Raw genomic sequence first — 14,775 nt, 5'->3', positions numbered from 1 at the left:
TTAAGTTGCTCTAAAATATAAGCAAAGTTCCAAATGCCATTCTGCACAAAAAGACAAGGCGCTCAGGGGCAACCTTGTCTGTAATCTTATTTTACGTGGTTTTCAAACTCTTTTTGGCTCTTTTCGATAGCTTTTTTACTTTCTTCTTCCCACTTAGCCTTGGCTTCATCAAATTGTTTCTTGGTAACAGGGTCTTTTTGTAATCTCATGTACTTATAATTATTTCCGTCACCCTTGATTCCCACTAGGGAGTAGGCACGTGTAAACGGAGTTACTTTGGTTACAGAGGCTGTACCACCATTTGACATAGCAGACATAACTAGAGAATTGTCAATCATCCAAGCTTGAGCTTCAGCGTATTTTTCATAACGCTTAGCGACATCTTTATTCTCAGCATCTGCTTCTTTTAGAAGTTTCGTATAGATATCGAGCCCCAAACTCTTAATGAGCTCTTGGTCTTCCTTGGCATCAAGACCAAAAATCTTGAGATAGAAGCCAGTTTCAGCATTGAAGGGGTCTAGATAAGTTGATGGATCCTGGTAATCACCAACCCAACCATCAAAGTTCAGGTCGTAATCACGAGCTGCTGGGTTTGGTGCTAGGAAGGCAACATTTCCAAAGTCATCTGTAGAAAGCTGTTGAACATCAATGACGATATTGTCAGAACCTAGTACTGTTTCAAGGGTTTGTTTGACCGAGTTCATACCAGAAACTGCGTTTTTATTTGTCTGATCAACAGGGACATCCAAATGGATTGGGAAAGTCACGCCTTGAGCTTCCAATTCCTTTTTAGCTTCCGCATATTTTGCTTGGGCCTTTTCCTTGTTAAAGTAAGCATCTTGAGCGTCTGCCAAATTGATACCTGACCACTCAGTTCCGTAGTTCACAAGCTTAGAAGCTGTTACTTCTCCAAAGGTCTTATCTCCCACCTGAACAAATGTTGGGGGAACCAGAGTATTACGAAGGGTTTTGCTGGCTGCTTCTTCACCGTTAGATTGAGCAGAGTAAGCTGTTCGATCAATACCAAAGTTGATAGCCTGACGGAAATTTTTATTTAAGATAGCTGTTTGAGCTGATTTCTTTTGTTCGTCCGTTGTTTTAGCGGTATGATTATAGGTTTTGCGGTTGACGTTAAAGTTAAAGTACCAAGATGTCTTGTCTTGTAAGCTATAGACGATATTGTCTTGGTATTTTTCTTTTGTCTTAGCATAGTTCGAACTATTTGGATAGACTCCTGCAATCGAGTAAGCACCACTTTCAAAGTTTCGAATGGTCATCTCCTGATCTGACCCATCGAAATAGGCTAACTTAACTTTTTCAATGGTTACTTTGTCATGGTCATAATAGTGTGGATTCTTCACATATTCGATCGAAGATTTTGATGTAAAATCTTTTAACAGATAAGGACCATTATAAAGGATACTGTCTGGTGTCAAGGTACCAAAATCTTTATCCTTTGATTTCAAGAACTCTTCGTTGACTGGGAAAAGAATACTATTGGTTGTCTTTGAATTCCAATACGGTTCTGGTCGAGTCAAAGTGTACTCGACTGTGTAATCATCCAAGGCTTTGACACCGACAGTTGAAAAGTCATTGGTCACACCCGTCACATAGTCATTCAATCCCTTGATTGAATTTTGGATCAGATCCATAGCTTGCCCCTTGTTGTCCGCGGCATATTTGATCCCAGTGACAAAATCCTGAGCTTTAACTGAAGCGTATTCCTCACCATCAGCCGTATACCACTTGGCATCTTTTCTAAGCTTGTAGGTATAGGTCAAACCATCTGATGAAACAGACCAATCCTCCGCAACAGCAGGTACGAGGTTCCCATAGCTGTCATTTTCTAACAAACCATCTACGAGATTGGTAATAACGGCAGTGTTATCTGCATAATAATCTAGGAGATAGTTAAAAGTTGTTGGATTCGCACTAAATGTTGATGAATAAGTGCTAGTATCTGTATTGGACTGTCCACATGCAGATAGCAAAATCCCTGTCGCTAATACAAGACCTGTCCCGATTAGTCTTTTTTTCATTTTGATCATCATTCACTCCTTTATGTCACTTTTTATAACATAACCATATTTTATCAAATTTATTCAAAAATGTAAAGTTACTGCTTTTATGACAACTGGTGTCTCAAAACAAAAAAGGAAGCACAGTTTCCTGCAACTTCCTTTTCTTTTTATAGATTACTTGACGTGTTTTTCAAGTTCTTTTTGGTATTTGGCATTTGTCTCAATTTTTTCTTGTTGCCATTTCTTGAAGGCTTCTTCGTATTCTTTTGCAGTCACAACGTCATTTTGCAACTCCAATCCTTTAAACACAAACGGGTCTCCCTTGATCCCAACTTGAGAATAAGCTTTTGTGAATGGTACAGTACGGCTAACCGTTGGAGAACCACCTGAAGAAGCAACTGGGATTAAGAGCGAGCTGTCTGACACCCAAGCTTGAGCTTTAGCGTATTTTTCATAACGCTTGTTAAGGTCGCTGGTTTCAGCTGCAGCATCATCCAAGAGTTTCTTGTATTCGTCCAGTCCAACTTGAGCCATCACTTCTGGATCTTGTCCGCGCTTAATCCCCAAGTGTTTAAGGGCAGAACCCTTCTTAGCATCAAGAATGTTGAGGTAGGTAGCTGGGTCTTGATAGTCTGGTCCCCAACCAGTTCCGTTCAAGTCATAGTCTTTTTGGGATGGAACCTTGGCTTGAGATGTAATGCTCAATTTCTCATTATCGGTCATTTGAAGGACATCGACAATGACATTTTCAGTACCAAGTGATGATTCGATAGACTGCTTGAGTGAGTTAGTTTGTTGAACCGCGATTACATCTGTTTGTTCAACCGGGATATCCAAATGGATTGGGAAGGTAACACCCTTGGCTTGCAATTCTTCCTTGGCTTTAGCAAAGGCTGCCTTAGCTTTTTCAGGACTGTAAATCGTATCCTTGCCATCTGTAAGGGCTACATCTTTCCACTGGTCTCCATATGAAACGAGCTCTGCCTGCGCCAACTCTCCAAAGGTTTTTTCACCCACTTGAACGTAGTCATGTGGCACTAGGCTGTTACGGATAATCTTGTTCGCACCTTCTTCACCATTCAACTGAGCAGTATAAGAATGACGATCAAGGGCAAAGTTCAGCGCCTGACGGAAGTTCTTGTTGAGAAGAGCTTCTTTCGTTGATGTTTTTTGAGCTTCGTCTGTTTTAGCTGTTTTATTATAAGATTGGCGGTTTACGTTAACAGTGAGGTAGTAGCTTGTCGCTTCTTGTGGACTGTAAACAATCTTATCGCCGTACTCTTGTTTAGTTGACTCAAAGTTTGAGCTTGTTGGGAAGAGACGGGCTGTTGTATAGGCACCTTGTGTAAAGCTACGAATCAAGGATTCTTGGTCTGATCCATCGTAGAAAGTTAGTTTAATATTGTCAATCTTGACATTGTCCTTATCCCAGTAGTTTGGATTCTTTTCATATTCAATGACTGATTTTGAAGTCAATGATTTCAAGAAATAAGGACCATTATATAGGATACCTGATGGGGTTGGTGCACCGTAGTCGCTCCCTTTAGAATTCAAAAATTCTTCATTAACTGGAAGCATGGTCGCAGTTGTGACCTTAGAGTTCCAGAAACTTTCTGGTTTGTTAAGTGTGTATTCTACCGTGTAATCATCAACAGCCTTAACTCCTACGGTAGAGAAATCATTGCTCTCACCACTAACATACTCTGCCAAACCTTTGATAGAATCCTGAATCAAAGAAAGACCATCTGATTTCCCGTCAGCAGCATGTTTAAGCCCAGTAACAAAGTCTTTGGCCTTAACTTCAGCGTATTCTTCTCCATCAGAAGTATACCATTTTACACCCTTACGAAGTTTGTAGGTGTAAGTCAAACCATCCTTTGAAACAGACCAGTCTTCTGCAAGTGATGGAATTAAGTTCCCATACTTATCATTTTCCAAAAGACCATCAACAACGTTTGCTATAACGTCAGAGGTTGAGCTCTTGCTCGTCACACTATAGTCCAAAGAAGATGGATCCATAGCGTAGACATAAGAGAATGTTTTGGGAGCATCCGCTTTCTTTTCACTTTGCCCACAAGCAGTTAACAGTAGGGCCGCACTCAAAACAGCACCTGCTCCTAAGAGCCACTTTTTCGATTTCATAAGTAATCTCCTTAAAGATAGTGTTTTCACCATTATACCCTATTTTTTCATAAAAGCAAGGACTTTCGCCAGATTTTTTAGAAAATTCTAACAAATATTTTTTAAAGGCTTTTCTATATATTTTTTAGTAAAAGAACCCCAAGCATCAAAGGCTTGAGGTTCACTTATTTTAATCCGTTAGTTCCACACAGAAAGCATCCCATGGCTCTAAGGTCTGTTTTTCAACTGCTTCTTTAGCAGTAGTGTTCTCAATCAAGACAGATTTGACTTTTCCTCCTACCGAAAAATCTTGTTTTTCATTGGACAAGTTAGCCACAACTAGGAAGCGGCGCTCACCGTCCTTACGGATATAAGCAAAAACCTTATCAGCCGTATCAAGCAATTCAAAGTCAGCTCGAATCAGCCAGCTGTTCTCCTTACGGATTTGCACGAGTTTTTGGTAGGTATAAAAAATAGAATCTGGGTTTGCTAGTGCTTCTTGAACGTTGATTTCTTGATAGTTTGGATTAACTGCCAACCAAGGTTGACCTGTTGAGAAGCCAGCGTTGTTGCTCTCGTCCCATTGCATCGGGGTACGGGCATTATCACGTCCGATGACACGGATACTGTCCATAATTTCCTCGAGCGGAACACCTTTTTCAAGAGCTTCACGCGCATAGTTGAGGGATTCAATATCTTCTACTTGGTCCAGTGTTTCAAAAGGATAGTTGGTCATTCCAATCTCTTCACCCTGATAGATATAAGGCGTCCCTCTCATGAGATGAAGCAAAATCGCAAAGGCTTTAGCAGATTTTTCACGGTATTCTTGCTCATTTCCCCAGATAGAGACGATACGAGGAAGGTCATGATTGTTCCAGAAAAGGGAATTCCAGCCGTCTTCAACTCCTAACTCAGTCTGCCATTTGTTAAAAATCTCTTTTAACTTCCCTACATTTAACTCTTTTTGGTAGTGCCACTTAGGTTGCCCTTCCTGATATTGAAGACAGATGTGTTCAAACTGGAAGACCATAGACAATTCTTGTCCCTTTGGATCCGAGTAGAGCTTAGCAATCTCTGGCGTTGCCCCCCATGTTTCCCCTACTGTCAAAAGATCTTTGTCGCCAAAGGTCGCCTGATTCATTTCCTTGAGATAGGGATGGAGCATAGGACCATTATTCACTACCTTCTCATCAGGAATTTTCCCAATCATGTCAATGACATCCATACGGAAACCACCAATACCTTTATCAATCCAGAAGTTCATCATCTCATAGATTTTCTGACGAAGTTTTTCATTCTCCCAGTTGAGATCCGGCTGTTTCTTACTGAAAAAGTGGAGATAGTATTGACCCGACTTTTCATCGTATTCCCAAGCAGACCCACTAAAGATAGACTCCAAATCATTGGGCTCATCTCGCCAGATATAGTAGTCACGCTCAGGGCTATCAGGATTCTCACAAGCCTTGACAAACCATGCGTGTTCATCTGAGGTATGATTGACCACCAAGTCCATGATAATTCGAATATCACGTTTCTTAGCTTCTGCGATGAGTTGGTCCATGTCCTCCATGGTTCCGAAAATAGCTGCAATCGCTTGATAATCAGCAATATCGTAGCCATTATCATCCATAGGGCTATCATAAACAGGAGAAAGCCAAATCGCTGTGATTCCTAACTTGGCTAGATAGTCCAACTTACTAGTAATTCCTGGCAAATCGCCAATCCCATCTCCGTTGCTATCCATAAAACTCTTTGGATAGACTTGATAGACTACGGCATTGTGCCACCATTTTTCTTGCATCTTCTTACCTCATTATTTTAATAATCTATAGTCTATGATAGCGCTTTTTTAAACTTAGTGCAAGCGTTTGCCTAATCTTTTTGATTTCTTTTTTGACTCCGTAGTTTCCTATCTTCCAATTTTTTATTATAATAGAGATCAGAGGTAAAAAAATGAAAAAACAAGCTTTTAGTTCTGAACAATATTTGAATCTACAGCGCGATCATATCTTGGAGCGCATCAACCAATTTGACGGCAAGCTCTATTTGGAGTTTGGTGGCAAAATGTTAGAAGATTTCCACGCTGCTCGTGTCCTTCCTGGTTATGAGCCTGACAATAAAATCAAGCTCTTGCAAGAATTGAAAGAGCAGGTTGAAGTTGTGATCGCCATTAACGCAAGCAACATCGAGCATTCTAAAGCGCGTGGCGACCTAGGCATTTCTTATGACCAAGAAGTTCTTCGTTTGATTGATAAATTTAACGAATTGGGAATTTTTGTTGGCTCAGTTGTCATCACACAATACGCTGGCCAACCTGCTGCAGATGCCTTTCGCAACCAGTTAGATAAAAATGGGATTGATTCTTATCTTCATTATCCAATCAAAGGATATCCGACGGATATGGATCACATTATTTCTCCCGAAGGCATGGGGAAAAACGACTACATCAAAACCAGTCGCAACTTAATCGTCGTAACCGCTCCTGGACCTGGTTCTGGAAAATTGGCAACTTGTATGTCCAATATGTACCATGACCAACTCAATGGCATCAAGTCTGGTTACGCTAAGTTTGAAACCTTCCCAGTCTGGAACCTGCCCCTTCATCATCCAGTCAACTTGGCCTATGAGGCTGCCACCGCAGACCTTGACGATGTCAATATGATTGACCCTTTCCATCTCCAAACCTACGGAGAAACCACTGTCAACTACAACCGTGATATCGAAATCTTCCCAGTTCTCAAACGTATGTTGGAACGTATCCTAGGTGAATCTCCATACGCTTCACCAACAGACATGGGTGTCAACATGGTTGGTTTCGCTATTACAGATGATGAAGCTGCTGTCGAAGCTTCTAAACAAGAAATCATCCGTCGCTACTATCAAACTGTTCTTGATTTTAAAGCTGAAAAAGTCGGAGAAACTGCTGTCAAGAAGATTGAACTTCTCATGAACGACCTCGGTATCACACCTGCAGACCGCAAGGTTGCTGTCGCTGCACGCCAAAAAGCAGAAGAAACTGGTGGCCCTGCCCTAGCCCTTGAATTGCCAAATGGGGAAATCGTAACTGGTAAAAACTCAGAACTCTTTGGTCCTACAGCTGCTGCCTTGATCAATGCTATCAAAAAATCAGCTGACATCGCTAAGGAAGTGAAACTAATCGAGCCTGAAGTCGTCAAACCAATTCAAGGTCTTAAAATCGATCATCTAGGTAGCCGCAATCCTCGCCTCCACTCAAATGAAATTTTGATTGCACTTGCAATCACAGCTATGGAAAATCCTGATGCTGCGCGTGCCATGGAAGAACTTGGGAATCTCAAAGGAAGCGAAGCTCATTCAACCATCATCTTGACCGATGAAGACAAGAACGTCCTTCGCAAACTAGGTATCAACGTAACCTTTGACCCATTCTACCAATACGATCGCTTGTATCGCAAATAAAAACTCAAACCTCTCCTTTCTTGGAGAGGTTTTCTCTCTGTTTCAACAGCACCCTTTATGATATAATGAAAGAAGAAAACTGAAAGGAACTACCATGTCAAAAGAAGTTATTGTTGAAAGTTTTGAACTTGACCACACCATTGTTAAAGCACCCTATGTTCGCTTGATTGGGGAAGAAACCGGACCAAAGGGAGATGTCATCTCCAACTTTGATATTCGCTTGGTGCAACCAAATGAAGACTCTATCCCTACCGCTGGCCTTCACACTATTGAGCACCTCTTAGCCAAGCTCATCCGTACCCGCATTGACGGTATGATTGACTGTTCGCCATTTGGTTGTCGTACAGGCTTCCACATGATTATGTGGGGACGCCATACCAGTGCTGAAATTGCTGCTGTTATCAAGGATTCGCTCAAGGAAATCGCTGAAACCACTACTTGGGAAGATGTCCCTGGAACAACCATCGAATCTTGCGGAAACTACAAGGACCACAGCCTCTTTTCTGCCAAAGAATGGGCGAAACTCATCCTAGAACAAGGAATCTCAGATGATGCCTTTGAACGCCATATCATCTAAACACAAAAAGGAACCAGCTTTTAGCTAGTTCCTTCTTTTTTTATTCTCAAAATCTTGAGTTAGGCTTTTTCACGAATAACCAAAACGCCATCTTCCATATCTGCTTCCAAATGTTTAGCATCTAGATGATCCAAGTGGAAGTCCGTCACCTTATCACGAATTTGTTGTTCAACCACGCGACGGAGAGGACGAACACCCATAACTTCGTCATAGCCTTCTTCTGTGATAAAGTCCTTAGCTGCTTGGCTGACTTCCAAATCAATGTCTTTCTTAGCCAAGGTTTGGTTGACTTCAGCCAACATCAAGTCCACAATCTTAGAAAGGTCTTCCTTATTCAAGTGTGAGAACTCGATAACTGCGTTAAAGCGGTTAAGGAACTCTGGACGGAAGAACGGTTTCAAGCGGTCCATCAATTCTGGTTTGTCCGCATCTTCTGTCAAATTGGCTTCATAGCCAAATCCAGCATTTGATGTCGCGATAATGACAGTGTTCTTGAAGTTCACTGTATTTCCTTGACCATCAGTCAAACGACCATCATCCAAGACTTGGAGGAGAAGGGTGATTACTTGAGGATCAGCCTTTTCAATTTCGTCCAAGAGAATGATAGAGTATGGATTACGACGAACTCGTTCTGTCAAGGTATTGCTATTGTCATCATACCCCACATAACCTGCTGTTGTACCGATTAACTTAGAAACAGCTGTGCGGTCACTGTATTCAGACATATCCAAACGGATAATTGCGTCCTTGGTTCCAAACATATCGAGCGCCAATTGCTTAGCAAGCTCCGTCTTACCAACCCCAGTTGGACCTACAAAGAGGAAGCTGCCGATTGGGCGATTGCCTTCATCAAAACCAGCACGGTTACGACGGATAGCACGAGCCACTGCTTCTACTGCCTTATCTTGACCGATAACATTGTGTTCCAAACGATGAGCCATATCCTTGAGACGTTCGATGTCTGACGCTCCCATTTGTGATACTGGAATACCTGTCATTCGTTCCACAGATTCAGCCACATCGTTGACAGTGGCAGTCACTTTCATATCTTCTGTGTGGTTTTCGACTTTTTTCTCCAATTCTGCAATGCGAGTCTTGGCATTAAGAGCTGCTTCAAAGTCCTCTGCCTCAACTGCTTTTTCTTGCTTGTCTTTTTCTGCCTCAATTTCCCGTTCAACAGCATGAACATCTGTTACTGGATGTTGAGCTGCCAAGTGAGCCGCCGTTACATCGACAAGATCGATAGCCTTATCTGGCAAGCTGCGTTGAGGAATGTATTGGATCGAATAATCCACTGCTGCTTTCAAGACTTCGTCTGGCAAAATGACATTGTGGTGTTGTTGGTAGAGGTCACGAATTCCTTGAAGGATTTTAAAGGTATCCTCTGCTGAAGGAGCATTGACCTTGACTTCGTTGAAACGACGAGCAAGAGCTGCATTTTTCAAAATGGTGTTACGGTATTCGTCTTGAGTTGTCGCTCCAATAACGGTCAATTCACCACGAGAGAGAGCTGGCTTGAGAATGTCCGCAAGCCCTTTAGAACCACTGTCTCCACCAGTGCTACCAGCACCGAGAATTTGGTGAATTTCATCAAAGAAGAGGATAATATTCCCTGCTTCTTTTACTTCATTGACTAGATTTTGAACGTTTTCTTCAAAGCTACCACGGTATTGAGTACCAGCCTCAAGACCTGAGATATCAATAGAAATAATTTCCTTGTTCTTAATGGCAGCCGGAACATCTCCATTCACAATCGCTTGTGCTAGACCTTCGACAACGGCTGTCTTACCAACACCTGCATCTCCGACTAGAACAGGATTATTTTTCGTACGACGTGAGAGGATTTCAGATGTTTCTTGAATTTCCTTGTTTCGTCCGATTACAGGATCCAGCTTGCCCTCACGAGCTTCCGCTGTCAAGTTGCGACCTAGTTTAGCAAGGACACCGTCTTGTTTCATACCTGAAGCGTGTTGTTGCATTTGCGCATCAGATTCTGCATTTCCTGGTAATTTCCCAGTTGCACGATACTGAGCAAATTCCTCAGGTGTCACTTCGCGTCCATTAATCAAGTAGCGACGGTTTTCAGAACTATATCCTCGCATACCACCCATCAATTGGTTAAATAAATCATCCATGTTGTTAAAGTTATTAAAGTTGTTGTTCATATTCTTTACCTCGTTTATTCTTTATTATATGCGATCTCTGATATTGACTATCTTTGACCTTTGTTTTAAAAATTTTAGACTAGCTAACTAGCTACCCTACGTATAATTTCTGGTTTTTCTTTCTTAAATAAGCCTTTTATCATCTTCTTTTCAAAATCTGTTAGATTTAACATAGGCCCCACCCCTTTCTAGGGTATCTATCATACATTTTCAATAAATAGAATCATTGAAAATGAAGTTTTCTAAGGAATTCATTTTCCTTATGTTCCTACTATATCACATTAGTCAGTAAAAGTCAATAGTTTTTTGACCAAATTTGACTATTTTTTAAAAAAATTTTTTGAAGTACAAAAAAAGCCCCTAGAAAACGAATTTTCTAGAGACTTTCTCTATCAAGTTTAAGAGAGAAGAAATATTCTCACTTACCAAGTTTCATGTTTCTTCTACAAAAGCTTAAGCTTTGCGTTTTACGAAGAATACCAATCCGCTCAATGCCAAGACTACAAATCCAAGCGCAGAAAGGATAGAGGTTGCTTCCCCTGTGTTTGGAAGTTCAGCTTTACCTTTAGTCTCCGTAGCTGGAGGTGTTGGTTTTGGATCCTCTTTTTGTCCTGGATCAGTTGGTTCTGTTCCTGGATTATTTGGCGCTGGATCTGGCGTTGGTACTGGATCTGGCGTTGTTCCTGGATTATTTGGAACTGGATTTGGATTTGGTTCTGGCGTTGGTGTTGGAACAGTGTATTTATTTGTAAATACAACTTCTTTACCATCGGCATACGAAACCCTTGCAGTCAAGAGACCTTGATCATCCGCAACTACAGTGACTGTTACGGTATGCTCGGTCTTATCGTATTCAATACCCTCTTCAGTACCAACTTTTTCAACCAAGGTATAAGTGTAAGTACCTGCTTCTTCGAATGAACGAACAAAGGCTACTTTACCTTCGGCAGTATTCTTAGCTGTAGCTACAACGGCGCCTTTCTCTTTCAATTCGAAAGTATAAGCATCAGCCGCAAGTTCTTTACCTTCAAGTTTCTTAGTTGCTTCAATCGTAGCTTCTACCGCTGGTGCTTTGAAGCTATTCTTGAAGACATTACCTGCTGGATATTCAACAGCTGCCTTCAAAGCGTTGGTTGCTGCATCTTTGGTTACTTTTACCACCGCAGTCTTTTCTGTATCATAAGTAATACCAGTTGCTCCAGCATTCACTTCTTTTACAGTATAAGTATACTCACCTTCTGCATCATAGTTGATTGCATTAAATGTTACTTTTCCACCTTGGTTTGTTTTTGTATCAATTTTTTGTCCATCTTTGTACAATTCAAATTGGAACTCACCATCAACCAAAGTACGACCAGTCAATTCTTTCGTAAATTCAAGTGTTGCTGATGTAGCTGTTGGAACTGGTGCTGTATAAGTATTTGTGAAGACACGTTCTGTATCTGCATCTTCAACAGTCGCAACCAATCGACCTTTACCATCATCCGCAACAGTGACGATCACTTCATACGCATTTTGATCATAAGTGATTGTTTTATCGTCACCAGCTTTTTCAGTAATAGTGTAAACGTAATCGCCTGCTGCTGAGAAAGTGACGTTGAAGACAACTTCTCCTGAGACAGTATTCTTAGCCGTAGCTACAAGGTCTGAACCTTCTTTCAGTTCAAATGTGTAAGCATCAGCTTCAAGCGCTTTACCTTTCAAGACTTTCTTAGCTTTGATTGTAGCTTGTGCAGGTTCTGCTTTATAGTCATTAACGAAGACCGGTGTTTCACTTGTAACTGTCGCGACAAGTTGACCTGAGCCATTATCTTTCACTTCTACAGTTACTGGATGTTCTGTTTTATCATAAGTTACACCAAGTTTATTGCCAACCTTTTCTGTAATAGTATAGTTATATACTCCTGCTGTCGAATAGCTAATTTCAGAAAAACGAATCAATCCGCCAGCAGCATTCTTTGCTGTCGCTACAACCTTGTCACCCTCTTTCAGTTCAAACTCAAACTCATCTATCTCTAGCTCTTTACCATTCAAAACTTTTTTAGCTTCAATAGCAATTTTTGCTGGAGCTGCTTTATAGGTGTTGGTGAAGGTTGGGTTGTTACCTGTAACAGTTGCAACAAGTTGACCTTGGCCGTTATCTGTAACTTTTACCTTAACTTCGTGTTTAGCAGTATCGTATGTCACACCTTTTTCACTACCTGCTTTTTCAGTGATAGTGTAAGTGTGGTCGCCTGCTTCATTGTATTCGATTTCTTTGAAAGCAACAGTTCCATCTGCAGCATTTTTAGCTGTCGCAACGACTTTGTCACCTTCTTTTTCTTTAAGTTCGAATTCGTATTTATCAGCTTCAAGCTCTTTACCGTTCAAGACTTTCTTAGCTGTGATAGTTTCTTTAGCTGGAGTTGCTTTATAAGTGTTAGTGAAAGTTGGTTCTGCAGATGTGACAGTTGCTGTTAAAACTCCACTTTGGAAAGTTGCTGCTACAGTAACTTCCTTGGCTTCTGTATCAAATGTAACGCCTGCAACTGCTGTTGAAGTGTCTTCTTTGATGATGTAGTGATAAGTTCCCGCACCTTTTACTTGGAGATTCTCAAAGGTAATCGTTCCATCAGCTTTTGATTTTGCTGTGGCTACTGGATCCTTTAAGTTCTCTGCACTAAACAGGTTAAAGGTAAACTCATCTGCTTTTGGAAGCTTATCTGCACGTCCTTCTACTACTTTCTTAGCCGTCACATTGAATACAGCTGGAACAGGTTCATCTTTAAGATGAATAGTAGAACCCGCAGCACCGAGTTTGACTGTATACTCTTTTTCATCTAGTTTATATCCTGATGGAGCAGTCTTCTCTTTGATCTTAAACGTTTTACCTTCCCATTTCTGATCATAAGTTTTCGTAAGCGCTACTCCTTTTTCATTCGTAGTCACTTCTGTTGTTTCACTTGCATCATCTGCTGCTGTCACAGTATATACCGCACCCGAAACCGGAGCAAGAGTGAAGGCATCAGTCTTATGAATCTTAATTTGATAAGCAGTAGATGCTACAATCGTACCAGAAATCAAAGACGTCGCCTCAGCTGTCATATCAAGTGCTCCCGGACGACTTGTATTCTGTGCTAATTTAGTCCCGTCAGCCAATGACAGTGCAACCCTATTTCCTACTTTACTTCCATCATTAGGAGTTGTTGTGTTATAAGATACTATATAAGAGGTCGTTCCATCTTTAAAAATGATATCGAATGAAGTATAGTTTTCGTTCCACGAAACGGTATAGTCTTGTCCCTCCGTTAACAATACTGCATCATCTGGAACAGCAGAAGTCCCAACAGTGATATTTGCCTTATACACTTTTAGAGTCTCAGGAATATACTGTGCGGGAGTGTAACTAGTATCATCATTTGGTATAGTATCATGTAATACAATGTTTTGTCCTAAGTCTTGTTTCTCTGTATTTACACGTACACGCCAGGTAGACCATGCATCTCCCTTGCTAACCGAACCAATCTCAGCCAGTTTTGGAGAGTTCCAATTTTCAAGGGCAGCACGACCCCCAATTTTAGCATAATTTTCAGTACCAACTTTGGGACCATCGATTGTTTTTGATGAATAAATATGAGTCACTTCTTGCTTCAATGAGGATGAATTAAAATTAATGCGGGTTTTATTCTGATCCTTTAAGAATCTAAAAGTAACAGAAAAATTCCCTGACACATCCTTTACCTTATCTCCACCAGTTTTCTCTAGATATTTATCCAAATTTTTCAAGGTGATTTTTGCTTTCCCACCTTGATCAGTACCATTTGAAGTCACTTCAGCTTCTCCAATAGTAACTTTTGTTGTCGGATCAATTAAATCCTGACTCCCTTCATAAACTGCCATAGGAGCAGGTATATCAAAGGTAAAATAATCTCCATTATTCAAATGTTCATTATACTGTTTGAGATCAAAGGTCACGCGAAGCTTATATGCTAAATTCGTACGAAGCGAGAAATCTCCTTCTGAACTCACATTTTGCTTAGTATCTGAAGCATCTAACAGATCAATACCTGTAATGACTTGTGTCAATTCTTTTGAAACAGGATTATCTGCTTTAACAATCCCTACCAAAACAGATGCTAGAGCTAAAATAGCAAAAGCTAACGCAGAAAATTTAGAAAGCATGTTTAACGCTTTGCTTTTCGACATTTCTTCTCCTCTTTTCTTTATGAAATTTTTATTTCTAATCTCCCTAAGAGATTACATCATACCATTTTGACAACCCCTATCACTAACTAGAGTTTATCTATTGTATTATAACATCTCAATACAATCTATTCAAGTTTAATAACTAGAAAATATATTTTTATAAGATTTTATTATATTTTTCTTTTAAATTTCAACACATTGTCATCATAATGAACAAAATCTCTCAGTATTTTTCATATGATATGTCAAAAATTTATCTTTTAGATAT

General features: G+C 40.5%; 7 protein-coding genes. 2 read left to right on the top strand and 5 right to left on the bottom strand.

Annotated features, from left to right (window positions below; all coding sequences use genetic code 11):
• Positions 1 to 86 precede the first annotated feature (86 nt).
• The 3 genes from Q4443_RS05615 to Q4443_RS05605 all read right to left on the bottom strand — a co-directional run bounded on the left by Q4443_RS05615 (position 87) and on the right by Q4443_RS05605 (position 5,943).
• Complete coding sequence (locus tag Q4443_RS05615) at positions 87 to 2,048, bottom strand: peptide ABC transporter substrate-binding protein (RefSeq protein ID WP_080978833.1); 1,962 nt, start codon at positions 2,046 to 2,048, stop codon at positions 87 to 89.
• A gap of 147 nt (positions 2,049 to 2,195) precedes the next feature.
• Entirely contained in the window at positions 2,196 to 4,163 is a 1,968-nt protein-coding gene (locus Q4443_RS05610) for a peptide ABC transporter substrate-binding protein (RefSeq protein WP_053091386.1), read from the bottom strand.
• A 169-nt stretch (positions 4,164 to 4,332) separates the two neighbouring features.
• Complete coding sequence (locus tag Q4443_RS05605; RefSeq protein ID WP_049519453.1) at positions 4,333 to 5,943, bottom strand: alpha-glucosidase; 1,611 nt, start codon at positions 5,941 to 5,943, stop codon at positions 4,333 to 4,335.
• Positions 5,944 to 6,095: 152 nt separating this feature from the next.
• Here Q4443_RS05605 and Q4443_RS05600 point away from each other — a divergent pair, with 152 nt between their 5' ends.
• Positions 6,096 to 7,580 (top strand): DUF1846 domain-containing protein, encoded by a 1,485-nt coding sequence (locus Q4443_RS05600; protein WP_042902876.1) that lies wholly within the window; start codon positions 6,096 to 6,098, stop codon positions 7,578 to 7,580.
• Positions 7,581 to 7,674: 94 nt separating this feature from the next.
• Entirely contained in the window at positions 7,675 to 8,157 is a 483-nt protein-coding gene (locus Q4443_RS05595; RefSeq protein WP_000032556.1) for an S-ribosylhomocysteine lyase, read from the top strand.
• Positions 8,158 to 8,216: 59 nt separating this feature from the next.
• Here the strand turns inward: Q4443_RS05595 and Q4443_RS05590 are convergent, their stop codons facing one another.
• Both Q4443_RS05590 and Q4443_RS05585 read right to left on the bottom strand, forming a co-directional pair.
• On the bottom strand, positions 8,217 to 10,322 hold the full coding sequence (locus tag Q4443_RS05590) for an ATP-dependent Clp protease ATP-binding subunit (RefSeq protein WP_049519455.1): 2,106 nt from the start codon (positions 10,320 to 10,322) through the stop codon (positions 8,217 to 8,219).
• A 453-nt stretch (positions 10,323 to 10,775) separates the two neighbouring features.
• Entirely contained in the window at positions 10,776 to 14,507 is a 3,732-nt protein-coding gene (locus Q4443_RS05585) for an FctA domain-containing protein (protein ID WP_303408105.1), read from the bottom strand.
• Positions 14,508 to 14,775: the final 268 nt, after the last annotated feature.

The sequence above is a fragment of the Streptococcus sp. GP0011 genome (assembly GCF_030546305.1).
GTDB lineage: Bacteria > Bacillota > Bacilli > Lactobacillales > Streptococcaceae > Streptococcus.
This window is presented reverse-complemented; position numbering and strand designations above follow the sequence as displayed.